The organism is Candidatus Didemnitutus sp., from assembly GCA_019634575.1.
GTDB lineage: Bacteria > Verrucomicrobiota > Verrucomicrobiia > Opitutales > Opitutaceae > Didemnitutus.
Genome location: JAHCAY010000001.1, coordinates 3367804 through 3393130, shown reverse-complemented (window position 1 = coordinate 3393130; position 25327 = coordinate 3367804). Strand labels below are relative to the sequence as shown.

Sequence of the window (25327 nt, the reverse complement as noted above, 5' to 3'; positions counted from 1 at the left end):
AGGTTACGGCGTGGTGACGATGCCAGCGGCGCTGACGTTGACCTTGAGCGTGCCCTGGCTCGTGGTCGTGAAGCTGCCACCGGGCGCGAAGGCGATGGTGGTGGAGCCGTTGGCGACGGTCGCGGTCACGCTGTAGCCGGTGCTCGGCGCGAGGTCCGCGACGAGGACGTAGGTGGCGGCGGTCGGGATCGTGAGCGTGAAGCTGCCGGCGATGGGCGTGGCGCTCTTGCTGAAGAGCACGGCGTAGCTGCCGACCGAGTTGTGGATGAGCGTGCCTTCAGCGGAGGCGGTCGAGAGCGCACCGGAAGCGGCGGTGAGCGGGCTGGCCTCGCCGGCTTGCGCGGCGGATGCAGCGGCGTCGAACACCGTGAGCCAGGTGTTGCTGGTCGTCGGGGCGCCCGAGCGGACTTCGAGGCGGTAGACCTTATGGTAGTCGAAGACGTCCACGTTCTTCACGACGTGACCGGCGGGCAGCACCGTGGTGACGCGACCGCGGTAGAGATTGCCACCGAAGCCGGGGCGCGTGTCGACGACGTCGAAGCGGTGCGTGCCGGCGACGGCGGATTGCTCGACCGGAGCAGCGGCGACGTGCCAGGCCATCCAGTTGTCGGCGTTGGGATTGTCGACGCCGGTGCGGTCGTGGACGACGAAGAGCTGCGGGCGGAGGTAGACGACGGTGCGATCCCAGAGCGAGATCGGGTGATCGTTGTAATACATGCCTTCGAGGTTGGCGCCGCGCGCGAGGACGTAGTCGTTGCCCTCTTCGAAGCGCGACAGCGTCGTGGCGGTCGTGCCGGGAGTGAAGGCACCCTGACCATAGTAGCCGGCCGAACGAACGGCGTAGTAGGTATTGAAGACGCGGCGAGGGCTGCCGATGCCATCAAGGCTCGTGCTGTAGACTTCGTTGTAGATGGTGTTGAAAACCTCGCCGTGATGCGCCTGCCGTTCCTTCTCGGTAAGATCGGGCGGCAGATTGGCGGGAATGTTGCCGTCGTCGGTGCCTGGAGTGTTGCGGAGCGTCGCACCCCACGCGTTGACGAGGAACTGCACGCCGCCGCGCTGGATCGCGAGGGAGCCTTGGTCGAATTGCTCTTCGGCGGAGCCGGGATAACCGACGTAGGGCCCGGACTGGAAGGAGGCCCAGACGGCATCGGTGTTCCACGAGCTGCGCATGGCCACTTCACCCGTGCCGGTGGTGTGGTAGCTGAGGTCGGTGCGATAGTTCGCAGTCGGCGCGGAGGCGTCGAACAGGAGCATATCGGTCCAAGGCTCGCTGGCGTTGTTGCCCTGCAGGGAGCGGAGGTCGAGCGCGTAGCGCTGGGCCATCGGGGCGTTGTTGGCGTTGGCGAGGCGAAGGAAGCCGGCGTATTGCGTGGCCCAGTCGGCATCGGTGGCGGTGAAGTTGTCGCCATCGTAGAGAAGGCCGCGGTCAGAGACCGTTTTCATGTCGGGCCAAGTGAAATGGGCGACCCATTTGACGTTGCCGTCCGGATAGTCGTGGGGATGGGCGGCATCGTGGATGAGGTCGAGGCCCTTGGCGGTGAAGGCGGCGGCGAGCGGGCGGAGCATGTTGAGGGTCTCGAGCTTGCCGTAGCCCCAGCCGTCAGGCGCGGAACCGTTGCTCATCCATTGTTGGTGATAGGGCTGCACGAAGCCGTAGTGGAGCTTGGTGAGCCAATCGTTCCACATTTCCGGGCCGATCGGGTTCTCGCCTTCGGTCGCGAGGGCGCCGATGGCCTTGGCGGCGTAGTAGCCGGCGAAGTAGTTGCCTTGCGGGTAGCCGCGTCCGAAGCCACCGGCTTCGTAGTCGGCGATCCAGCGGTTGATCTCCGTGAAGATCTGCGCGCGGTCGGAGTCGCTCAGCGTCTCGAAGATCCAGTCGTAGCCGATGGCGAGCGCCGGGACATAGGTGCGGATCGGGTAGCCATCGTCCTTGAGGGTGAAGCCGTGATGCACGGGATCGGAGAGGGCGAGGAGGACCTCTCGCTCCTTGGCGGCGTAGAGCGCAGCGCGGGTCGGGTCGACCGTCTTCGCGATCATGTAGCCGAGCGAGAGCTCATATGACGGGAGCGCGTAGTCGTAGTAGTTGTAGCCGCCGCAGATGGTGTTGCTGGCGTTGGGCTCGTCCGGATAAGCGACGCGCCAGGTGACGTAGGTGTCGCAGGCGTTGCGCAGGCGGATCCAGGCGGGATCGTTGGCCTGGGCGCGCGCGACGAGCGCCGGGAGCGAGGCGGGCGTGACCCAGATGCGCGGGTGCGTGACGCTGCCGGTGCCGGGCACGTAGATCGTGACGACCGTGGTGCGCGTGCTGGTGCCGATGTCGTTGGTGGCGCTCAGCGTGTAGGTGGTGGTGGCGCTGGGCGTGACGGTGTAGTTGTCACCCGTGACTTCGCCGATGTCGGGCGAGATCGAGACGTGGTCCGCACCCGAAATCGTCCAGCGGAGCGTGGAGGACTCGCCGTCCTTGATGAAGGCTGGCTGGGCGTAGAACGCGCCGATAACGGGCGCGGTCGGACCGGTGACAGTCACCGTGGCGCTGGCCGTGGCGCTGACGCTGCCGAGCGAGGCGGTGAGCGTGTAGGTGGTGGTGGTGGTGGGCGAGACCGGCAGGCTGTTGCCAGTGACCACACCGGGGCTCGTGCCGGCGTCGGCGACGATGGTGACCGTGTCGGCGTTGGCGACGGACCAGTTCAGCGTCGTGGAGGAGCCGATGGCGATCGTCGCGGGCGAGGCGGCGAAGGAGTTGATCGTCGGGGTCGGCGGCGGGCCGACGCGCACGGTGACGGATTTGTAGATGACGGCGCCGATATCACCGTTCCAGCCGGAGATGGTGTAGCGGGTCGTGGTTTGCGGGTGCGCGACGTAGCTGCCGTTGGGCGCGACGGAACCGGGGTCGCCGCCGGCGTCGGCGGACATCCACAGGCTGCCCATCTTGGTGGTGGTCCAGGTGAGCGTGACGGCTTCGCCGACCTCGATGCTGTCGGCCGAGGCGGTGAAGGTGTCGATCGACGGACCCGTGGAGGCGTTGACCGTGACGGTCGCCGTGGACGTGACGCTGCCGGTCGTGTTGGTGGCGGTGAGCGTGTAGGTGGTGGTGGCCGTCGGGGAAACGGAGCGCGAGTTGCCGGTGACCGCGCCGATGTCGGGCGAGATCGTCAGCGTGTCGGCGCCGGTCACGGACCACGCGAGCGTGGCCGAGCCGCCGGACTGGATCGTGCTCGGCGTGGCGGTGAAGGAATCGATCGTCGGGGCCGGAACGGCGGGCGCGGAGACCGTGATCGTCGCTTGGGCCGAGGCGTTGGCGTCAGCGGCGGCGACGGCCTTCACATGGTAGGTGCCGGCGACGGCGGGCGCGGTGTAGAGGCCCGAGCTGGTGATGGAGCCGCCGCCGGTTTCGACGACGCTCCACACGACGTTTTGATTGGTGCTGTTCGCGACGGTGGCGCTGAAGGTTTGCGCGGCACCGGTGTTGAGCTGGGCGGTCGAGGGCGTGATTTGCACGGTCACCGGAGCGGGCTCGGTGACGGTCACCACGACGTCGCGCGTGACGCTGCCGGTGACATTGGTCGCCGTAACCGTGTAGGTGGTCGTCGCCGCGGGGCTGGCCGGCACCGAGGTGCCAGTGACCGCGCCGATGCCAGGCGAGACGGAGATGCTGTCGGCACCGGTGATATCCCAGCTCAACGTCGTGGCGGAGCCGCGCGTGATGCTGGCGGGATTCGCGGCGAAGGAGTTGATCACCGGGGCGGGCGTCGCGGCTTTCACGATGATCTGGGTGAAGCTGTGCGATACGACGCCGCCGGGGCTCGTCGCGGTCATCGTGTAGTTGGTGGTGGCCGCGGGCTTGACCACGTAGGAGCCGGCGGGACCGGTGACGACACCGGGGCTCGCGCCGACATCAGCCTCGACGGAGAGCGTGGCGGCGCCGGAGACATCCCAGCTGAGGGTCGAGGTCTCGCCGACCGTGATGGTATTGGGAACGCTGACGAAGGAGCGGATGACCGGAGCCGGATCGAGGACCGTGACTTTCACGCTGGCCGTGACGGAGCCGGTTTCGTTCGCGGCGGTGAGGATGTAGTTGGTCGTCGCCGACGGATGGACGTCGAAGGAGTTGCCGGTGACGACGCCCGGGGCGTTGCCGACATCGGTGGCGATGCTGAACGTGGTGGCGCCGATGGCGGACCAGGAGAGCGTGGCGGTGCCGCCTTGATCGATGGTCGAGGGCGAGGCCGTGAATGCGCTGATGGTGGGCGCGGGCGGCTTCACGGTCACCGCGACGGTCTGCGTGACGGAGCCGGCGGCGTTGGTCGCCGTGAGGGTGTAAACGGTGTTCTGCGTGGGCGAAACGGAGTGACTGTTGCCGGTCACGACGCCGGGACTCGCGCCGACATTGGCGGCGATGGAAACCTCGCTGGCACCGTCGACGATCCAGGCGAGCGTCGTGGCATCACCGGTGACAATCGTGGCGGGAGTCGCGGTGAAGGAGCCGATGACCGGCGCGCTCACATTGACGGTGACGCTCTTACTGTCGCTGCCACCGGCATTGGTGGCGGTGAGCGTGTAGGTGGTCGTGGCTTGCGGCGAAACACTGCGTGCGTTGCCCGACACGGCGCCGATGTCCGGCGAGAGTTCGAGCGTGGCGTTGCCGTTGACCGACCAGCTCAGCTGGCTGCTCTGGCCGGGGAAGATGGTGACCGGGGCCGCAGCGAAACTCGTGATCGCGGGCGCCGGCGGATTGACCGTGACCGAAGCGGTGCGCGTGACGGCGCCGGATTCGTTGCGCGCCGTGAGTGTGTAGGTGGTCGATTGCGCGGGGGAAACGGGATAGCTGTTGCCGGTCACGATGCCGGGGCTCGCGCCGACATTGGCGGCGATGGAGATTTCGCTCGCGCCATCGGTCGACCACACGAGCGTGCTGGCCTGGCCTTCGGTGATGACGGCGGGTTGCGCGGCGAAGGAGTTGATCGTCGGCGGCGGCACGGGCTGCGAAACGGCGAGCGCGACGGTCTGGGAGACCGAGCCGCCGGCGTTCGTGGCGGTGAGCGTGTAAACGGTGCTGTCGGACGGGCTGACCGGGATGCTGGAACCGGTGACGGCGCCAATGCCGGGCGAAATGGAGAGCGATGCCGCTCCCGTCACCGACCAGGCGAGCGTGCTGCTCTGACCGGCCACGATGGCGGGCGGGGTCGCGGTGAAGCTATCGATCGTCGGCGGCGCGACGGTGACCGTGACGGTGGTCTTCTTGGTGACGCTGCCGTTGAGATTCTTGGCGGTGAGCGTGTAGGTCGTCGTGGCGGCCGGAGTGACTGTGGTGGTCGTGCCGGTGACGGAGCCGATGTTGGGCGAAATCGAGAGGGAATCGGCGTTGCTGACGGACCAGTTCAACGTGGTGCTTTGGCCGGCGGCGATCGTCGCGGGCGCAGCGCTGAAGGAAGAGATGGTGGGCTTGGGGCCGGGAGGAACAACGACGACCGGGACCGAGCGGGCGCCCGTGCCGGCCGTGTTCACCGCGGTGACGGTGTAGGTCGTGCTCGTCTGCGGATAGACCTTGGTGCTCGTGCCGAAAACGTTGCCGAGATTGTCACCCGCATCGGTGGTGACGGTATAATAGGTGGCACCGGTGCCGGTCCACGCGAGCGTGACGGCTGCACCCGGCAGCACGGTCGACGGCGTGGCGGCGAGCGTGTTCACGGTGGGCGGCACGATGACGGTGATCTTCTTCGACTTGGAAACGCTGCCGGACGAATTCTTCGCGGTCAGGGTGTAGGTGGTGGTCGCGCTCGGCGTCACCGTGACCTCGGTGCCCGTGATCGGGCCGACATCGGGCGAGATCGAGACTTGGGCGCCGTTCGAGACGGACCAGTTCAGCGTGACGCTCTCACCGACATTGATCGTGCCGGTGCCGGATTGGTTGAACGCATAAATGACCGGCAAGGCTGCGCGGGCAGCGGGCGCGCCGAAAAGCGTGGTCGCGACGGCGAGCAGCACGACAGGCAGGTAAGTTCGCAGGAGGGAGATCGGATTCATGTTTGGCTAAACGGACCTAACGGAATCGGCTCCGCAAACGGGCCAGTGGGTTGCATTTTACCGACGCCTTACAGGCTGACCAATCGGCTAAGGCACAGCGACGCCCGGTGGCCACGCTCCCGACACCGTCGCAGTAAATCGATTAACGTGACCGAAGTTGATCCCGGGCTAGCGCGACGTTGCGCGCGTAGTCGGCGTTTTCCGGCGCGAGCCGCACCGCCGCCTCGAACTCCGCCAGCGCTTCGGTCACTCGGCCGGTGCGAACGAGCGTCACCCCGCAGGCATTGCGCAAGCCGGCATGGTCGGGGCGGAGCCGAACGGCCTCGCGGATTTGTGCGAGCGCGGCGTCGGGACGATCGAGCGCCGCGAGCACGGCACTGAAATTGGCGCGGGCCTCGGCGTCGGCCGGCGTGAGCGCGAGCAAACGCTCGTAGTGCGCGACCGCCTCGGTGAGGCGCCCGGTCTGCGCGAGCGTGTTGGCGAGATTATAGAGTGCACCGGCAAAATCGGGCCTTGCCTGCAGCGCCGCCTCGAAACGTGCGATGGCTTCGTCGGCATGACCCTGCGCGAGAAGCGCGTTGCCGAGGTTCGAGAGCGTGGTCGCGTCGCGCGGACGCGCGGCGAGCGCGCGCGCGAACAACGCCTGCGCCGCCGCGAAATCGCCACGCGCCTGCCGGACGTTGCCGAGATTGTTCAAGGCTTCGGGAACCGGCTCGAGCGCGACCGAGCGCTCCAGCCAGCGTTGCGCCGCATCGACGTTGTCCTCGCGCAGGTAGTAATCGCCGAGCAAGGCCATGGCACGGGCATTGGCGGGGCAATGTGCGACAATCTGCTCATACATGGCGGTGCGGGAGGCGTAGAGAGCGTTGCGCAGCCACGTCGTCCCGCCCAACACGAGGGCCAACGGCGCGAACACGAACCACACGCGCGTCCGCAGGCCAGCCACGCCGATTGCCGCGACCAGCACACACAGTCCGGCAAGGGGGAGATAGGTGCGGTGCTCCGCCATGGTCTGCGTCGCGATCGGCACGACGCTGGAGCTGGGCGCGAGAACGACGAAGAAAAATACGACCGCGAAACCCCAGGCCTGTCCACGGCGGACGGCCCACGCGGAAGCAGCGAGCATCCCGAGCACCAGCGCTGCTGCGGGCAGCACGCGCACCCCATCGGTCACGAGTGGCGTGCCATAATCCAGCACCAGCGGGCGCGGCCAGACGAACAGGCGCAGATAGTGCGCGATCGCGGGGAATTGCGTGAGCGCGTAGTCGCGCACCGAAACCGCAGTGCCGAAGCCCGCCGTGCCGCCGCGGCCCGCCGTCGAGAGCACGAACGCGCCAAGCAAGAGCCACGTGCCCGCCAAAGCGACGTGCAATCGGCCGCGCTGTATCCAGACGGCGCGCCACGAACCGGCGAGAAACAGGCGGTCATAGAGCGCGAGCACGAGCGGCGCGGTGGCCATCACCTCCTTCGCGGCCATGCCGGCCAAGCACGCGATGAACGCCGCGACCGGCCAGTGGCGGCGCGCGGGTTGCTCGTGGGCGCGGATGAGAAAATACCACGTCGCGAGGTAGCACAAGGCGACCAGCGACTCCGCACGCTGGACGATGTAGGTGACCGACTCGGTTTGCAGGGGATGCAGCAGCCACAGCGCCGCCGCAACGAACGCCACGAGCGATGCATCGCCCGCCCAACGCGGCGCGAGCGCAGGCTGCCGGAGCGTGCGGCGCACGATGGCGGCGAACAACAGGCCGTTGGCGAGATGGATGGCGAGGTTGAGGAGGTGATAACTCCACGGCTCGATGCCACCGAGGGCGCGGTTGAGCGCGAAACTCAACGCGAGCAGCGGCCGTCCGCTGAGGGTGAGGCCGCCGTCGGCTGGCGGCAGCAACGCGGTCGAGAAATGCTGCAACGCGGGGTTGTCGACGAGCGATGCGTGGTCGTCGAAGAGGAACTGACCGCGAAAACTGTTGAGATACGCGGTCGCCGCGAGGAGCACGAGCAACGTGCCCGCAAGCCACGGGCGGTCGATCAGTCGCGACAGGATCGCGGGCAACGCGGGAGCGGTTTTAGGGCCTGAGCTCAACGGTTGGGGTCATCGGGGATCCGCCTTCGCCGAGGCTTCGACGGACAAATCTCTTTCGCCTCGCGAAGGAAATTTGGTGCTCAGGGGGGGACTCGAACCCCCATGCGGTTAAGCACAGGCTTCTGAGACCTGCGTGTCTACCAGTTCCACCACCTGAGCGGAGACGAAGGGGCATGGATACGTCCCGCCCGAGTCGGCGCAAGGCTTTTGTTGGCCGCCGGTCAGCGCAACAGCGCCATCAGGCGGGCGCGCGACGGAACCCCGAATTTACGCAGACAGGCGGCGACCTGATTTTTGATCGTATGCTCCGCGCGACCGAGGGCGCTGGCGATCTCCTTGTTGCTCAATCCGAGCTGCACGAAGTGCAGCACGCGCTGTTCCGCGGGAGTGAGCGCGACCGCCGGGCAGGTCTCGCCCAGCTGCGGCCAGAGGCGCAGTCCAGGAACGACGCCGAGATGCTCCCGGCTGCGCGACAAGGTGTAGGTATCGGAGCGCATGAGCTGGGCAGATCAGCGGTGCGGGAGACCGAGGCGACGACGGCGCGCCGCGAGCGCGGCAAGCACGGCCAACGACCACCAAGGCGAAGGCGCGCCACCACCACCGCCACCAACCGCGGATGTGGAGCCAGTGCCACCGGTGCCGGTGTTGCCCGATCCGGTGTTGGTGTTGCCGGTGCCGCCGCTCGAAGGTGGCGTCTGCACTTGGGTGAGCGTGAGCGTGGTGACATGGCCCTGCGCATCGACCTTGCGGACGGCGGACGCACCGGTGTCACCGAGGTAGATGCTGCCGGCAGACTCGACGGCCACCGCCAAGGGATGATCGAACAGCGCCGTGCTGACGGGGTGGGTGCCGGGGTCGTCGTTGTCATCGTCGTCGTCTTTGACCGCGGAAACCGCCGAGAGTCCAGCCACGGTGGTAACCGCACCGGAGGGCGCGATTTTGCGAAGGGTGGAGTTGCCGGTGTCGGCAACGTAGAGGTTGCCGGCGTTGTCGAAGGCGAGGCCGCGAGGTTGGTTGAAGAGCGAGGCGCTGCCGGTGCCATCGCTGGAACCCGCCACGCCGGCGACGCCCGCGAAGGTGGAAACATCGCCGGACGGGGCGATCTTGCGGATGGTGTTATTGTTCGTGTCGGCGACGAAAACGTTGCCCGCACTGTCGATCGCTACGGCGGTGGGGTTGTTGAAGCGCGCGGCCGAGCCGTTGGCCGAGCCGCTGAGGCCGGCTTGACCGGCGTAGGTGGTGACCGCACCAGAGGAGGTGACCTTGCGGACGGTGTGGTTGGTGGAGTCGGCAACGTAGAGATTGCCGCCGGAGTCGAGCGCGAGACCGACGGGCGCGGAGAAGGTCGCGGCGGCGCCGGTGCCGTTGGCGTTACCACGCTGGGAGGAATTGCCGGCCAAGGTGGTCACTACGCCCTCAGCACTGATGCGGCGAATGAGGGCGTTGGCGGTATCGGCGACGTAGAGCACGCCAGCGTTGGTGGCGGCGAGTCCGCCTGGCTGGTTGAAGCGCGCGGCCGAGCCGGTGCCATCGGCGGTGCCTGTGCTTCCGCTGGAGCCGGCGACGAGATAGACCGAGCCGTCGGCGGCGATGCGGCTAACCGTGGCGTTGGTCGAATCGACGGCGTAGAGACGACCGGAGCCATCGATGGCGAGCGCCGCAAGGTGCGGGAAGATCGCGGTGGTGGCGACATTCACGGTGAGTGTGGCGGGGTTCGAGGTGACGCTGCCGGCCGAATTCGTGACCACCACCGTGTAAGCGGCGGCGTCCGTCGTCGCGGCGGAGCCGATCGTGTAGGTCGCCGAAGTCGCGCTGCCGATGTTGGCGCCGTCTTTGCGCCATTGGTAACTCAGCGGTGCCGTGCCGCTCGCGGTCACGGAGAATGAGACGGACACGCCCGTGTTCACCGTCTGCGCGGCGGGCTGCGTCGTGATGCTCGGTGCGGTGGCGGTGTTGGTGACGTTCACCGTCAGCGCGGCGCCATTCGAGGTCGCACTGCCGACGGAGTTGCTCACCACCACGCTGTAGGTGCCGGCATCCGTCGTCGCGGCGGAGCCGATCGTGTAGGTCGCCGAAGTCGCGCTGGCGATGTTGGCGCCGTCTTTGCGCCATTGGTAGCTCAAGGGCGCTGTGCCGCTCGCGGTCACGGAGAATGAGACGGACGCGCCCGTGTTCACCGTCTGCGCGACGGGCTGTGTCGTGATGCTCGGCGCGATGGCGGCGGCGTTCACGGTGAGCGTGGCTCCGCTGGAAGTAACGCTGCCGGCGGAGTTGCTCACCACCACGGTATAGGTGCCCGCGTCTGTCATCGCGGTCGTGGAGATCGCGTAGGTGGATGCGGTTGCGCCGCCGATATCGGTCCCGTCCTTGCGCCATTGGTAGCTCAAGGGCGCCGTGCCACTCGCGGTGACGCTGAACGATGCCGAGGCGCCGGCGGTCACGGTTTGTCCGCTCGGTTGCGTCGTGATCGACGGCGCGGTGGCGGCGGAGCCGGTGACCGCGATGGTGTAGCTGTAGCCCTTGCTGTTGCCGGTGCCGCCGGTTTTCTCCCACGCGGTGATGGTCGCGCTGTAATTGCCCGCCGTGGTCGGCGTGCCGGAGATGGTGCCGGTGCTGGCGTTGAGGAGGAGGTTGCTGCCGCTGGCAGTGGCGCCGGTGACGGTCAGGCCCGGAGGCAGATTGGAAATCGTGTAGGATTTGACGGCGGAGGGTGCGCCCGTGACAGCAAAGGCCGCGTTGAATGGCGTGCCAGCGGTGGCCGAGGCCGGGCTCGCCGGACTGGCGGTGAACGTCGTGGCGCCCGCCAGCGTGTCGACCGCACCGGCGGCCACGCCAACGAGGACGGTGGAGCGCAGCACCTGGCCAGCCGAGCCGCTGAGCCAAGCCGATGGGGCACCGAGCAGCAGACGCAGGACCGGGGTGCGTTGGAGAAACGCGATGAGCGTCAGCATCGGCAGCTGCACGCGGCGGAAGCGAACGAACCAGGCAAGGGCGAGTGAAGACATGGGAAGGGCGCGGCCCCGAAGGACCGGACAGGAGTTGCGTGAAAGATCGGGTCGGAAAAAGCCGCGCGACTCAGTTGCAACCGCAACCGCTGCCGCCGACACCGCGCCCGCCCGAGGAGGCTTCGCGGGAGAAATAGATGTGCTCGGTCATGGCGGTCTGAAGCGGATCGCGATCAGGACGCATGGTATAGTCGGCCAGCGTCGCACGCTCCCAGGGTTGCACGTGCGGAGTGGAGCAACCGCTGCCCAGCATGGCGGCAGCGGCGGCGGTCGCGGCGAGCGCGAGACGGAGAAGTCGGGATTTCATCGGGAGGGATTAGCGGAGGGTTCGGCGAGCGCGGCATCCAACGCGGCGCGAAGCGATTTCTCGGTTTCCTCGCCGTGGTAACCGGTGAAAACGGCGCGCACGCGACCGTCGCGGCCGAGGACGAGCGTCGTGGGCATGGCGGGCACCTTCACGGCGCCGGCGAGCTTGTGGGCGGCGTCGCGCACAGTCGCGAAGGGCGGCGCGTATTTCTTCAGGAATGCGGCGTAGTCCTTCGCCTTGTCGTCCTCGCTGACGGCGACGATGGTGACGCCGCGCGCATCGTAGTCGCGGTGGACCTGGCCGAGAGCGGGAAACGATGCCTTGCACGGCGCGCACCACGAGGCCCAGAAATCCACGAGCACGACGCGACCTTGCGTGACGGGCAGCGCGCCCTCGAGCTGCGCGGCGGCGAGATCGGGAAAAGCGTCGCCACGCGCAAGCTGGGCGCGCGCCGAGGACGCGAGAACGCCGAGGATGAGGAGTCCGGCGGCGAGGAGGGCGGGGAGTTTACGTGACGACATAATTCCAGAAGCCGCGCGTTTGCGCGCGGTCGTTTTCGGTGACGAGCAGCGCCTCGGCGCCGGGGAAGCGTTGGATGAACTCCAGCCCGGCCCGCGGACCGAGCACGAAGGCGGTGGTGGAGAGCACGCCGGCCATGAAGCAGTTCTCCGCGATCACGGTGACTTGACGAAGTCCGTGCGCGACCGGGTAGCCGTCGCGCGGATCGACGATGTGACCGTAGCGGCGACCGGCGAAGGTGAACTGGCGGATATAGTCGCCCGAGGAGGCGACGCCCCGGCCGGCGGGCAGCGCAATGCTGCCGCGGTGCTGGCCGGGGGACTGCGGATCCTCCAGCCCGATGTGCCACGCGGGCCGGCCGGGCGGCGTGCCGAGGACGCGGATATCGTGACCGAAGTCGATCAACGCATCGCGCACGCCGGCTTGGCGCGCGAGTTCGGCGACCAGGTCGACGGCCCACTCCTTGCCCCAGCCGCCGAAGTCGAGCGCCATGCCGGCGCGCAGGCGCACACGGCCGGCGTCGCGCTCGACCTTGGGCCAGCCGACGCTCGCGCGCACGGCGGCCACGGTGGCGGGCACGGGCACCTGCGGCAGCGGGGTGCGGAAATTCCAGAGGCGCAGCAGCGATCCGGCCGTGACATCGAGGATGCCGCCGGTCAGCGCGTGAAGCGAGGCGCAGATGTCGAGCATCTGCTCGGTCTCGGCGTCGATCTCCACCCACGAGCCGGCGGCGGCGTTGATACGGGAGACGATGCTCTCGGCGCGGAAACGCGAGTAGCGCGCCTCGAAGCGCTCGACCCACGCGCGCACGTCGCGCTCGAAAACCGTCGCCACGGCGTCCGAGGGCGGCGCATAGCGCACCTCGCAATGCGTGCCGAGCGCGCGGAGCACGAGCGAGCGCAGCGGCCCGCCGTCGGTGACGTCGGCGGGGGGCGGGATGCGATGCGAACTGGGCGCGGTGGCGATCACGGTTGGCGACGCGGGAGCGGGTTCACCAGGTGAAGCTGACACCGCCGGTGACGATGTTGGCGGTCGGGTAGGCGCTGGCGGAGGTGAGGCTGTCGCGACCACTGATGTCGTAACGGTCGAAGGCGAGGTCGACGTGGACATGCTCGGTGGGATTCCAGACGAGCTTCAGGCCGAGGTTGACGCTGCGGAGCTTGGAGAGGCGGTAGTCGGCCGAGAAGAACGGGCCGGCGGGGTTCGGAAGGTCACCCGGCACGATGTTGGTGCCGGTGAGAGTGACGTGGTAGAAATCCGCCTGACCTTGCTGGTAGAGGCGCACGCTCGGGATGAGGATGAAGTGCGGGCCGAGCTTCTGGAACCAGGCGGCATTGAGCGTGTGGCTCGTGGTGCCGAAGGAGTCGTGGTAGAGGCGATAGCTGGCGTCGAGCGCGCCGTTCAGGGAATCGACCGCGTGGTTGAGGCCGGCGTAGACGATCCACTTGTTGCGTTTGTCCGGGCGGTTTTCGGGGAACGTGAGCGGCAGGAAGACGCCGGGGAGCAGCTCGGTGCTCTTGGTGATGATCTTGTAGGGATCGCTCTGGTAGCCGGAAACGTGACCGAAGCTGAGGTTGAGCGAGAGCGACGTCTTCGGATCGATGAGCTGGTTGAGGCCGACGACGGCGTCCCACCCCTTTTTCTTCACGCGGTCGTCCTGATAGAAGACGCGGATGGTGTCGTCGGTGAGACTGAGGCCGAGGAGGAGCGACGTGTTCTTGTCGTTGAAGTCGGTGAGCGTGTTCAGCGACGCGCCGTTGGAGACGTAGTCGCTCTCGCGGGAGTTGGCGAGGCCGACGGCGTAGTTGGTGCGGCCGAACTGATGGGAGTAGTCGAGCGTCCACGCCTTGCGCCGCTCATGCATCTGGGTGAGCGGCACGTCGCCGCCGGCGGTCGCGGGCGCCTCGCCGGTGGGAGTGGCGCCGGCGATGGAGTCGATGACGCCGGTGAGCTTGAGCTTGGCGTCGGTGCCGAGCGATTGCTCGATGAGGCCGTATTGCGCCTGGACGCCGACACGGCCGGCCGACTCGCGGTAATCCTCGTATTTGTAGGTGACGGTCGACTCCGCGCGCGCATTGCGCGGCTGCAGGAGAAAGAGGACACCGGCGAGAAGCAGCGCAGGAGTGAAGACGGGGCGTTGTGAGTGCGACATGGGAGAAAAATCGGGGCGCCAACTTGATTCCTCCGTGCCTCCCTCGATCTCAGCGCAGATCCGCCCGCCCACCACGTGGCGGAGAAAACCAGGAAACTGAGGAGAGAGTAGCATGCCGTTCGGCCCTGACGGGGAACGCATGCGGGCTTAGTTTCACTCCGCAGCGGGCCAACTAGATTAAGGTAACCTCGGCGTTACCATTTCGCTCCGGTGACATCTCCGACGCGCCGACGGACGCCGGCCGGATGCCCCCGATTCAATCGGCTGCGGCGAGCCGCACGACGAACTCCGTCCACTCCTCGTCGGAGCGCAGCAGCTCGACGTCGCCCTGGTGCAAGCGCGCGAGTTCGCGCGCGAGATTCAGCCCGAGACCATAGCCCGGGATGTTCTCGCCCATGTTTCCGCGACTGAAGCGGTCGAAAATCCGCGCCTGATCCGCGAGCGGAATCGGGTGCCGCGTGGTGTTGCCGATCGTGAGCTCGATCCAGCCATCGCGCCGCGCCGCACGCACGACAATCACTCCGCCGAGGCGGTTGTATTTCGCGGCGTTCTCGAGGAGGTTCTCGATCACGAGCGTCAGGTAGCGTGCGTCGCCGCGCACCAGCAAGTGCGGCGGCAAATCGGTTTTCGTCAGCAGACCGAGCGGATCGGGGCGCACGCTGTGATCGTCGAGCACACCTTCGACGAGACGCACGAGATTGATCTCGCCGAACTGGATTTCCAATCGCCCGGCATCCATCCGCGAGAGCAGCAACAGGTCGTCGATCAACGACGACAGTCGCGACGTCTGTGCGATCAACGCCTGCACCTCCCGCGCCGCGTTCTTCGATAAACGCTCCTTCACCCGCAGCTCCTCCAGACCCGAGCGGAGCACTGCCACGGGCGTTTTCAGCTGATGCGATGCGTCCGCCGAGAAACGCGCGGCGCGGCGCAAGCCCTCCGTCGTCAGCGCCAGCGCTTCTTCCGCGTGCCGGCGGCGCGCGCGATTTTCAGCGGAGAGCTGAACGAGCTCTTCCATCGGCCGCGCGAACCGGGCCGCCATCAGGTGGCTGAAGCCCATCGCCAGCAACAACACGAGCCCGCCAGCGCCGAGCACTTGCCAGCGCAACTGCCACTGCAGCGCCCGCATTTTCTCGAGCGAGTAGAGCCCCACCTCGTAAGCCGGCGGGTAGATCGAGCCGACGTTCAGACACTGCATCAGCAGCAAACGCGGCATGCCCGCGACCGTCACCGGCAAGGGTCGCACCGGCACGCTCTGCTTCGACAGCGCGCGATTCACCGCGTCCGCGACGTTCTGCTCCTCGAAGGGCGGGAGCCCGAGCAGGAACACCCTGCCCTGCGTCCACACCCCGGAAATCGTGTCTTCCCGCGGCGCCTTCGGCGACAACGAGTGCTTCGCCGGCTCGAAGCCGAGCACGAGCACCGCGACGACGCGACCGTCGCGCACATTCACCACCGGCAGCGCGATCACGTCGTAAATCGGACCATCCAGGTCGCCCTGTTCGCGGAGCAGGTAGCCGAACTGCGGCTCCACACCGGAAAAATCCCGCAACACCAACTGCCCCTCTTCCATCGGCGTGAGTTCACCGACCCCGGCGCCCGCCGGAGGCTCGATCAGGCGTCCGTCCGGCTCGAGGAAGCGGACGAACTCGACATGGAATCGCTGCTCCATTTTTGCGCCGGACGTCTCGTCGCGTTCGATCACATCGCCCAGCACCTCCACGCCATAGGCGTAAATCCGCTCGCGAAAATCCCGTTCCGACGGGACGCGCAGGCGTTCCACGAGCCCGCGGCAGCGCTCCACCAGCTCCGCCCGCCGCGTTTCCTGGACGCTGCGCAACGCCTCGAAAGTCTGCTGGAACTCACGCGTGAGCCCCTGCTCTGCCGTCTGCTCCATGCGCCGCTGCGCAAACCAGAGCACCACCACGGTGACGACCGAGACCACCGCCATGATGGTCAACTGCAGGCGCCAGCGGAAACGATTCGGCGTATTCGCCGGAAACGGAGGAGCGGTGTTTTCGGGCGTCATTCGCGAGACGGCGCGCGCAACGTATAACCGACCGACCGAATCGTGTGAATCAGCGCCGGACCGCTCGCGTCGATCTTCTTGCGCAACCGGCCGATAAAAATCTCCACCGTCCGCGTGTGATAATCGTGCTCGCGCTGCCAAACGCGTTCGCAGATCTCGCCCCGCGAAAACACGCGCCCCGGCTCCTGCATCAGGACGATCAACAGATCGAACTCGCGCGGGGACAACTCGACCGGCACGCCGTTGCGCGTGACCGTGCGCCGGTGCGCATCGACGCGAAGATCCGCGACCGCCAGCAAATCCTCCGCCGTCGGCGCCGTGCCGCGACGGCCGAGCGCCTCGATCCGCGCGAGCAATTCGTCCATCGCGAACGGCTTCGCCAGATAGTCGTCCGCCCCGGCACGCAGCCCCGCCACGCGATGCTCAACTTCACCGCGCGCGGTGAGCATCAGCACCCGCGCGGCGGCGCCCGCCGCGCGCACCTGCGCCAACACGCCGAACCCGTCGAGTCCCGGTAGAGTCAGATCGAGCACGATCAAATCGGGATGATCCGCAAGCGCACGTCGCACTCCCGCATGGCCGTCGTGCTCGGCGTTCGCCACGTGGCCATGGCGCGTCAACGCGCTCACGATGTGGCGCGCAAGTTGTTGCTCGTCTTCGAGCACGAGGATTCGCACGCCGCATGACTGCTCCCAACGCGCACCGCTTGGCAAGCGCGCAAAAACGGTGCGGCGCGCTGAAGCCGGGCGCTCATGGGCCTCCGGGGAGCCGCACTTTCCGTGCTGCAGGACGGCGCAACGGAAGAACCGGCGGAACGAAAGGCGCGAGGACTCCCCGGCTTTCGCTCCGCCGCGTTGTCCGACTATTCGCGTCGCGCGAGCCGCGAGCGGCGGCGCTGGCGCAAAGCGAGCAGCAGCGTCGCACTGAGCGGCAGCCACACGCTCGGCGCACCGCCGCCACCGCCACCACCACCGCCCGTCGACGGATTCGGCGCGGGCGCGGGCGCGGGAGTGGGCGTCGGGGTGGGCGTCGGCGCCGGCGCCGCGGTGAGCGTGAGCGTGGTGACGACGCCCGCGAGCGTGATTTTCCGGATCGCGGCGTTGCCGGTATCGGCGACGTAGAGATTGCCCGCACTGTCGACCGCGAGCGCCTGCGGCTGGTTGAAGAGCGCATCGGCGCCCGCACCGTCGGCAATGCCCGCGATGCCAGCCGTGCCCGCAAAAGTCGTGACGACGCCCGCCGCGGTGACTTTGCGGATCGTCGAGTTCCCGGTGTCGGCGACGAACAGGTTGCCGGAGCCGTCGACCACGAGAGCCATCGGGCGATTGAAGAGCGCAGCGATGCCTGTGCCGTTATCGAAGCCGCTGACACCCGCGAGGCCGGCGAGCGTGCTGGCCGTGCCGTCGGTGCCGATGCGACGGATCGTGTTGTTCGTCGTGTCGGCGACAAAGACCACACCGTTCGCATCGACCGCGACGCCGTTCGGCAAGTTGAAGCGCGCCGCCGCGCCGGTGCCGTCGGCCGTGCCTTGTGCGCCTGCACTGCCGGCGAAAGTCGTGACCGCGCCTCCTGACGTGACACGACGGATCGTGTGATTCATCGAATCGGCGACGAATAACACACCGCTGCTGTCGCGCGTGACGCCGACGGGCGCCGAGAATGTCGCAGCCGTGCCCGTGCCGTCAGCGCCGCCGCGACTGCCGCTCGCACCGGCAAGCGTCGTCACAGCGCCGTTCGCATCGATCGCGCGAAGCGTGGCGTTCGCGGTGTCGGCGACGACGAGGCCGCCGTTGGAGAGAACGACGACGCCGTTCGGCTGGTTGAATCGTGCAGCGGAGCCGGATCCGTCGGTCGTGCCGGCGGAATTGGCCGTGCCGGCGAGAAGGCTGACCTGGTTGGACGAATTGATTTTCTGCACCGTATCGGCGTTCGCGTCGGCGACGAAAAGATTGCCGGAGCCGTCGACGCCGATGCCGGTCGGGAACGGGAAAAAGACCGACGCCACGGTGAGTGTGGCGCCGTTGCTGGTGGAAACGACGCCGCCATTCGACGCGACGAAGCGATACTGCGCGCCCGAGAGCGACGTGCCGACATTTGCGATCGCGAGTGTCGCGGTCGTGACGCCGCTGTAGCTGCCGCCATCGGCGAGGTCGGTCCAGGTCGAGCCGCCGTTGGTGGATATCTGCCATTTCACCGAGCCGGTCACGCTGCCGGCACTCAACGTCGTGCCGTGTCCGCTGGTGACGGTGACGTCGTTGAGGTGCCGCGACGCCGTCGTGCTGACCGTGAGCGTGGCTGAACCGCTGACCACGGTGCCGAGCGAGTTCGTCGCCGTGGCCGAGTAGTGGCCGACGTCGTTCAACGTGACGCTCGCGATCGTGAACGACGCGTTGGTGGCGCCGGCAATGTTGTTGCCGTCCTTCCGCCATTGGAAGGTCGGCGCCGGGCTGCCGGTGGCGGTGACAGTGAAAGTCACCGAACTGCCGAGCGTGGCGATCTGTCCGCTCGGACTCGAAGTGATCTCGGGCGCGACGTCCGTTGCGGTGATGGTGAGCGTCGCGCCGTTACTCGTGGCCGTGCCGGCGGAGTTCGTCGCCACCACCGTGTAGGTGCCCGCATCGCCTGCCGCCACGCTCGCGATCGTGAAACTGGCGGTCGTGGCGCCCGCGAGGTTGTTGCCGTCCTTGCGCCACTGGAACGTCGGCGTCGGATTGCCGGTGGCGACGACGGTGAATGTAACCGAACCGCCGATGACGCTCGATCGGTCTGCGGGCTGCGTGGTGATCGCGGGCGCGCTAGCAGCGGCGGCCACGGTCAGGACGGCCGCATCGCTGGTGACGGAGCCGACGGAATTCGTAACCACGACGGTGTAGCTGCCGGCATCGTTCGCCGTGACGTTGTTGATGGCGAGATCCTGATTGGTCGCGCCGGCGATGGCGTTGCCGTCCTTCCTCCATTGATAAGTGGGGGCCGGGACACCGGTGGCGCGGACCGACAGGACGATCGAACTGCCTGGCGGTATGTTCGGCTGGCCGGATGGCTGCGTGGTGATGACAGGGGCCGCGTTGGCCGCGTTCACGGTCAGCGTCGCACTGTTGCTGGTGGCGGAGCCGGCGGAGTTCGTCGCCACGACCGTGTAGCCGCCGGCGTCGCCCGCGGCTGCGCTGGCGATCGTGAACGTCGCGTTCGTCGCGCCGGCGAGGTTGTTGCCGTCCTTGCGCCACTGGAATGTCGGCGTGGGATTGCCGCTCGCGGCCGCGGTGAATGTCACCGCCGCCCCTGCGGTGACGGTCTGGCTGGCGGGTTGGATGGTGAAGCTGGGAGCCGTCGACGTGCTGCCGCCGGTAACGGTGATGGTGTAGTTGTAAGCCGGCGAGGAGATGCCGCCTTCATTCGCGAACTCGTAAGCGAAAATCCTGACACTATAGCTGCCGGCGAGCGTCGGCGTTCCGGAGAGCTGCAGTGTCGTGACGTTCACGCTGCCATCGCTGGTCAGTCCGGAGAAATTCAGTCCGGGCGGAAAATTGCCGCTGACGCTCCACGACATCGGCGGGGTCTGGGTGCCGTTGACCGTGTAGAAGACGTTGACGGAGGCTCCGGTGGCAACGGAGATCCCGGTGGCGGTGCCGCTCGAAGGCACCAGTGGTGTCGCTCCAACGACGCTGTTGACGGTGCCGAGCGTCGCCGCCACGGCGAACGCCGACCGGAGAACGTTGCCCAGCGCAGGCGTCGCCACGATCTCGTCCGCCACGGCGAGCGCAACTGTCGGCGCGCGCTGGAGGAGCATCATAAGGATGGCGCTCGGAAGATTCAGCCAATGGATACGGCGCTGGGACAATGCAGAGAGTTTCATGCGACAGGTGGTTGACGGTGAAGCGCGACGCCGGCGTGGAGCCGGGTGGCACACAAGGTTGCCAGACCGCGCGGCGGGAAAAGCCGCCAGCCGTAACAGCCCTGTTACCGCGCGCTCAGAAGCGCACGACAAACTGAGTCGCCCAGGTCGGCGCGCCCCCGGCAGTGCCCGGCCGCCCGTGTTCGACGTCACACTCGAGTTTCAACTCAGTGTGCGCCGTGAAACGATAGCCGACGGCCAGATCGAGGCGGGATTGGTCCGCCCCCCACGGCTGGGCGAGAGCGGAGCTCGCGTCGACGAGATCGGAAAATGTCTGACGATTCCACCGGACCGCACCGAAAAGCTGCGGCGTGAATTTGTATTTCGCCTCCAGGAAATAAACCCAGGTGTCGGCGGCGCCCACGCCGGGCACGGCGAAACGCGCGCGATAGCCTTCGCCCCATAGTTGCCAATGCCGCCACGCGAAACTCGCGTCGAGCCCCACGGTATCCTGCCGGTAGTCGCCCAGCCTCCGACCCGGTGGCAGCGTGCGCGCGGCCGAAGGGCGCAAATAGACGCCCGTCCCGAAGGAAACGCCAAAGCTCCACCGCAAGTCAGGACGCCAGCCAAGACGCGTGTTCCACGCCGGGTTTTGCAGCTGCGTGTGGGTGATGTCCCACGAATCCGGACGTGACGAGAGTGCGGTGTTTTTCAATTCCGTGGCGTAGTCGAAATGTCCGCTTCGTCCGGCCACAGAAATGCCGCTCGCATACGACGGTCCCCAAATCACCGGCACGCGATATTCGTCTGTCGGCGCCGGCATGAACGAACCGCCGACGTGTCCCCATGCCCGCAACACGGCAGCACTCCTCGCTGCGGTCTCGTCGAAGATCCCCGTCGGATTTTCGTAGGCAAGCGGCGCGAACACGAAAGGACTGTCCCACGCCTGATGACGCTTGACCCACTGACCGACCACCGTGGCGAATTTCCCCATCTGCACGCTCAGGCGTTCCGATGCCCCGGGAGTGATCCGCAACGCATATTCGTCGAGGCGCACTCCGCTGGAACCGGCTCCGGGGTCGAAGCCGTTGTCGATCCTTGCCTGCGCGAAAAAGTAGCAATGCACGCCCGCCTGCGCATCGACAAACAGGACGAGCCGCGGATCAAAGAGCCCGTGCCCGGTCTCCTCGATGAGTCCCGGCGCCGGCTGATCGAAGCGGTAGTAGTTCACCTCCACGGTGCCGCTGATTCGCGCGCGCCAGGAGCCATGCGCGGCCGTTCCGGTCAACGCCGCATCGAGGCGGTCGATCCAGTCGTCTTCCCAAGCGTGCGCCACCAGCGGCAGCACGGCCGGCAAGAGCGAGATCATTCGTGCGATCCTCATGGCGACGGCTCCGGCGCGACGCGCGTAAAGTAGACGGCGAACTCCGTCCAGTCCTCGGTCGAGCGAAGCAACTCGAGATCGCCGCGGTGAAGCCGGGCGAGCTCCCGCGCCAGATTGAGCCCCAACCCATGGCCCGGCTTGTTTTCGGCGACCACGCCACGATGGAAACGCTCGAAGATATGCGCCTGTGCATCGGCAGGAATCGTGGGGCCGGTATTGCCGATCACCAGGCGCACTGCCGTGTCCGTGACCGTCGCCGCGATCTGCACGCGGCCGCCGGTCCGGTTGTATTTGCGCGCGTTCTCGAGGAGATTTTGCAGGATCAAGCTGGTGTAACGCTTCTCCCCGCGGACGGGCAAAGTAGCCGGCAGGTGCTTTTCAACGCTGAGGTCGCGGCTGTCGGGCAGCGCACTCAGGTCGTCCAGCCAAGCATCGATCAAAGGCACCAGATCCACCGTCTCCATCTCGAGCTGCAAGCGCCCCTCGTCGAGGCGCGAGAGCAGGAGCAGATCCTCGATCACACTCGAAAGCCGGAACGTCTGGTGGACCAGCGACGAGACCTCTTCCCGGACTTCACGATCCAGCTTCCGACTCGCCAGCAAGTCCTCGAGCCCGGTGCGCAACACGGCCACCGGCGTCTTAAGCTGGTGCGAGGCGTTCGCGGAAAACCGGGCGGTGCGTTCAAGCCCTTCCTGGCTCATCTCCAATGCGGCTTCGGTGCGTCTCAATTCCGCCCGGTTTTGCTCCGAATCAAAGGCCAGGGCCTCGACGGGACGGCTGAGTCGCGTCGCGAGCACACGGTTGGCAAGGAACGATCCCACCACCAGCGCGGCCCAAACGGCCGCGAACTGCCAGAGCAGCCGTCGTTGCCGCGCCGCCAGATCGTCGAGCGGATACGCGCACACTTCGTAAGCCGGCGGATAACCGGAAGCGGGATTGAGCAGCTTGTAGAACACCAGGCAGCGCTGCTCCCCGACCTCCAGTTCGAGACGGTGTTCGCTTTTCGCCCATACCGACGCGTCCTCGGCCAGACGCGTCGCCACCGCGCTCGCCGCGCCCGGGCCCACCCCCGGCAAGTGCAGGCGGCCCGAAAGCCACAAACCTCGCGCGAAAGATGCGCCGGTGATTCGGCCGAGGGCGGGCGGGCGAAAGCCGAGCACCAGCACCGCGATGGTCTCGCCCGTTTCGGACGAAGGAATGGGGATCGCGAGAATCTCGTGCAGGATTTCGCCGTCCGCGATGTAACCGCGCTGCATGTTCGTGGGCGCATCGCGGGTGCCGAGCTGGCGCTCGGCCGCAGGTGACAACAAACCCACTCCGCGCGCGTCAGGCGGATCGATGACGCTGCCGCGCGCATCCACGAAGCGATAGAACTCAGCCTGGAACGAAGTGGCCGACGCGCGCGCCTCGGCCGAACCCGCGACCACTCCCGCCAACTCGTCGCGCGCACTTGGATACAGCAGGTCGAGCGCATTATCCTCCAGCGCCGCGCGCAAACGCGGCTTGGTCGCAAGGGTGCGGCATCGTTCGCCGAGTGCGGCATCGCGAACCTCCTGCGCCGCATGGACCGCCGCCACCTCCGCGCGGAACTCGCGCTCGAAATCGCGGCGCACCGACTCCGCCACATTGCGCTGCGAGTAAAACAGGCCCAGCGCCGTCGCGACGGAAACCACCACCATCATCGCCACCATCAGCTTCGTTCTGAAGCCCGGCACCGCGCTGGAGGGCGAAGTTGATTCCTTCACGGAAAATCGAGCTGCAGGGTCTCGCCGTCGCGCAACTCCACCACCCGCTCGATCGTAGTGCGGCTGTCGCGCCAGACCTTCAGCGTGAAACGCCCCGCCGGCAAACCGCGCAAACGAAATCGCCCGTCGGCGTCCGTCGTGGTGAAATGAGGCGAATCGAGCACGAGGATCAGCCCGCGCATGTGTTCGTGGATGTCGCACCGCAACACGACCAAGCCAGCCGCATCGAAAACGACGGACGGCACCGGCTTATCCTCCTTCCGGTAACGCCCCAGATCGAACCGCTTGGTGGGCGAATAGGAGAAGATGTTGTGGTAGACATCGTCTTGATTGGGAAACTCGACGGTCGTGCCCGTGCGGATCACCAGCAGCGCCGGCACGAACGCCATGTTTTCCTGCGCCACCTGAACTGTCGGGCGCTTCGCCGACTCTGGAAAATCGCCGCTCAGGTAGACCACCGCGAGCGGCGGATTGGTTCCGAGCACGCCGCCCTGCGAAACGATCTCGTAGCGCTGGTTGACCACCGGCGTCGCACGCGACTTCGGCAGCGTCACGCGTCCGTCGATGGCGCAATCCGCGTGCACCACCGCAGCCAGACCGACCCAAGCCATCGCAGCCGCCGTCCACCGGACAGTGAAAAACGACGCAGAACGGAACATAGGCCAGGATTTCATGGAGCGGATTGAGCGCGAGGATGGCGGCTGGTCTCACGGAGCGGCAAGCGCTCACGCGGGCACCTGAATCGTGTAGCCCACGAGGCGTTTGGTGTGAATGAGCGGCACCGCAAATCCCGCGTCCACCTTCTTTCGGAGCCGAGTGACGAAGATCTCGACGGTGCGCGTGTCGTATTCGTGATCCCTCTGCCAAATGCGCTCGCAAAGCTCGGTCCGCGAAAAAATCCGCCCGGGCTCCTGCATCAGCACTTGCAACAGATCGAACTCGCGCGGCGAGAGCGCGACGGGCTGGCCCGCGCGCGTGACACGGCGATGAATGACGTCCATCGCGAGGTCCGCCACCCTCAGCAGATCGGCTTTGTCGACGGGCACGCCGCGCCGTCCCAGTGCTTCCACCCGGGCGACGAGCTCTTCGAGGGAGAACGGCTTCGCGAGGTAGTCGTCGGCCCCGGCTTTCAGCCCTTTTACGCGGTGCTCGACATCGCCGCGCGCCGTCAGGATCAACACCCGCGCGGGATGAGCCGCCTCGCGGAGTTGCGCGAGCACAGAGAGCCCGTCGAGCGTGGGCAGGTTCAAATCGAGCACGACAAGGTCGGGCAGCTCAGTCAGCGCCGTGCGCAGGCCGACTGCCCCGTCAGACTGGGTATTGACGAAGTGCCCGTTGCGCACGAGCGCGCGGGTGACGTGCCGCGCGAGCTGCAGTTCGTCCTCGATGATCAGGATTCGCATGGCGGGGAGCCGGGATTCTTCTCGGCGGAGCGCGGCACTTTGTCGACGGCGTTTGCCGCGACTGATCCCACCCCGTCGCCGACCTCAGTTGCAACCGCAGCCACTCCCTTTCACGCCGCGTCCGCCGGTTGCCGCCTCGCGCGAAAAGAAAATGTGCTCATTCATCATCGTCGCGAGCGGATCGCGGTCGGCACGCATCGTGTAGTGCGCGAAAGCCTCCCGTTCGTAGGGTTTCACACGCGCAAGATCGGTCGACGCGCACCCACTGAGCACCAGAGCGCCGATCGCGAGGACCGGCAAGGTCAGCAACTGGAGGAGACGATTCTTTTTCATAAGAGTCAGTTTTCGGCCAGGGCCGCCTCGATCGCGCGCACGAGTTCCGCGCCGGCGTCCACACCGTGGAAGCCCACTTCCACGAAGCGCACACGACCATTTCGCCCAATGAGAAAGCAGGTCGGCATCGCTGGAACGTCCACGGATGCGGCGAGGCGAAGCTGTGCGTCGCGCATCGTCGGAAACGGAGGCGCGAAGCGCTTGCGGAACTCCTCGTAAGCGGCCCGCTGCTTGTCGACGCTGACCCCGACGATCGTGAGTCCGCGCGCACCGTAGTCAGCGTGGAGCCGGGCGTAGAAGGGAAAGGAGGCCCGGCACGGCTCGCACCACGACGCCCAGAAATCCACCAGGAGCACACGACCCGACAAGGGCGGCAGCTTACCCTCGAGCGCGAACGTCGGCTCCTGGAGCGACGGAAATGCGTCGCCGACCGCGACACGCCCGTGGACGCCCGCGAACGAGGCGACGGCAACCAGCAGCGCCACCAGGCGGCGCCAACGACATCCAT

Annotated in this window: 17 protein-coding genes and 1 tRNA gene; all 18 read right to left on the bottom strand. The window is 67.0% G+C overall.

All coding sequences use genetic code 11. The features are described from left to right. Window positions 1-3: 3 nt before the first annotated feature. The 18 genes from KF715_14190 to KF715_14105 all read right to left on the bottom strand — a co-directional run bounded on the left by KF715_14190 (window position 4) and on the right by KF715_14105 (window position 25304). The gene (locus KF715_14190; GenBank protein ID MBX3737841.1) at window positions 4-6027 is read right to left on the bottom strand and encodes a hypothetical protein; all 6024 of its coding nucleotides are present in this window, start codon (window positions 6025-6027) and stop codon (window positions 4-6) included. Between the two features lie 142 nt (window positions 6028-6169). Further along, window positions 6170-8080 (bottom strand): tetratricopeptide repeat protein, encoded by a 1911-nt coding sequence (locus KF715_14185; GenBank protein MBX3737840.1) that lies wholly within the window; start codon window positions 8078-8080, stop codon window positions 6170-6172. A gap of 104 nt (window positions 8081-8184) precedes the next feature. Then, window positions 8185-8269 (bottom strand) — tRNA-Leu (locus KF715_14180). A 62-nt stretch (window positions 8270-8331) separates the two neighbouring features. Continuing rightward, window positions 8332-8607: a helix-turn-helix transcriptional regulator gene (locus tag KF715_14175; GenBank protein ID MBX3737839.1), complete on the bottom strand. Its 276-nt coding sequence runs from the start codon at window positions 8605-8607 to the stop codon at window positions 8332-8334. A 12-nt stretch (window positions 8608-8619) separates the two neighbouring features. Next, complete coding sequence (locus KF715_14170) at window positions 8620-11115, bottom strand: immunoglobulin domain-containing protein (protein MBX3737838.1); 2496 nt, start codon at window positions 11113-11115, stop codon at window positions 8620-8622. Window positions 11116-11185: 70 nt separating this feature from the next. Then, window positions 11186-11422, bottom strand: a complete 237-nt coding sequence (locus tag KF715_14165; protein ID MBX3737837.1) for a DUF4266 domain-containing protein — start codon at window positions 11420-11422, stop codon at window positions 11186-11188. Beyond that, window positions 11419-11943, bottom strand: a complete 525-nt coding sequence (locus KF715_14160) for a TlpA family protein disulfide reductase (protein ID MBX3737836.1) — start codon at window positions 11941-11943, stop codon at window positions 11419-11421. The genes KF715_14165 and KF715_14160 overlap by 4 nt, the downstream gene beginning before the upstream one ends. Beyond that, complete coding sequence (locus tag KF715_14155; GenBank protein MBX3737835.1) at window positions 11930-13051, bottom strand: FAD:protein FMN transferase; 1122 nt, start codon at window positions 13049-13051, stop codon at window positions 11930-11932. Before KF715_14155 ends, KF715_14160 begins: the two co-directional genes overlap by 14 nt. Further along, window positions 12933-14093, bottom strand: coding sequence for a DUF3570 domain-containing protein (locus tag KF715_14150; protein ID MBX3737834.1), 1161 nt, complete (start codon window positions 14091-14093; stop codon window positions 12933-12935). The genes KF715_14155 and KF715_14150 overlap by 119 nt, the downstream gene beginning before the upstream one ends. A gap of 256 nt (window positions 14094-14349) precedes the next feature. Further along, window positions 14350-16122, bottom strand: a complete 1773-nt coding sequence (locus tag KF715_14145) for a HAMP domain-containing histidine kinase (protein ID MBX3737833.1) — start codon at window positions 16120-16122, stop codon at window positions 14350-14352. Then, the gene (locus KF715_14140) at window positions 16119-16799 is read right to left on the bottom strand and encodes a response regulator transcription factor (GenBank protein ID MBX3737832.1); all 681 of its coding nucleotides are present in this window, start codon (window positions 16797-16799) and stop codon (window positions 16119-16121) included. The genes KF715_14145 and KF715_14140 overlap by 4 nt, the downstream gene beginning before the upstream one ends. 185 nt (window positions 16800-16984) lie before the next feature. Continuing rightward, window positions 16985-19975 carry an immunoglobulin domain-containing protein gene (locus KF715_14135; protein ID MBX3737831.1) on the bottom strand — a complete coding sequence of 997 codons (2991 nt, stop codon included), beginning with the start codon at window positions 19973-19975 and terminating at the stop codon, window positions 16985-16987. 115 nt (window positions 19976-20090) lie between these two features. Beyond that, window positions 20091-21323, bottom strand: a complete 1233-nt coding sequence (locus tag KF715_14130) for a hypothetical protein (protein MBX3737830.1) — start codon at window positions 21321-21323, stop codon at window positions 20091-20093. Window positions 21324-21334: 11 nt separating this feature from the next. After that, window positions 21335-23083: a HAMP domain-containing histidine kinase gene (locus tag KF715_14125; protein MBX3737829.1), complete on the bottom strand. Its 1749-nt coding sequence runs from the start codon at window positions 23081-23083 to the stop codon at window positions 21335-21337. Then, window positions 23080-23694: a carboxypeptidase regulatory-like domain-containing protein gene (locus tag KF715_14120; protein MBX3737828.1), complete on the bottom strand. Its 615-nt coding sequence runs from the start codon at window positions 23692-23694 to the stop codon at window positions 23080-23082. Before KF715_14120 ends, KF715_14125 begins: the two co-directional genes overlap by 4 nt. Window positions 23695-23808: 114 nt before the next feature. After that, the gene (locus tag KF715_14115) at window positions 23809-24486 is read right to left on the bottom strand and encodes a response regulator transcription factor (protein MBX3737827.1); all 678 of its coding nucleotides are present in this window, start codon (window positions 24484-24486) and stop codon (window positions 23809-23811) included. A gap of 84 nt (window positions 24487-24570) precedes the next feature. Further along, entirely contained in the window at window positions 24571-24819 is a 249-nt protein-coding gene (locus tag KF715_14110) for a DUF4266 domain-containing protein (GenBank protein ID MBX3737826.1), read from the bottom strand. A 5-nt stretch (window positions 24820-24824) separates the two neighbouring features. After that, window positions 24825-25304 (bottom strand): TlpA family protein disulfide reductase, encoded by a 480-nt coding sequence (locus tag KF715_14105; GenBank protein MBX3737825.1) that lies wholly within the window; start codon window positions 25302-25304, stop codon window positions 24825-24827. Window positions 25305-25327 lie beyond the last annotated feature (23 nt).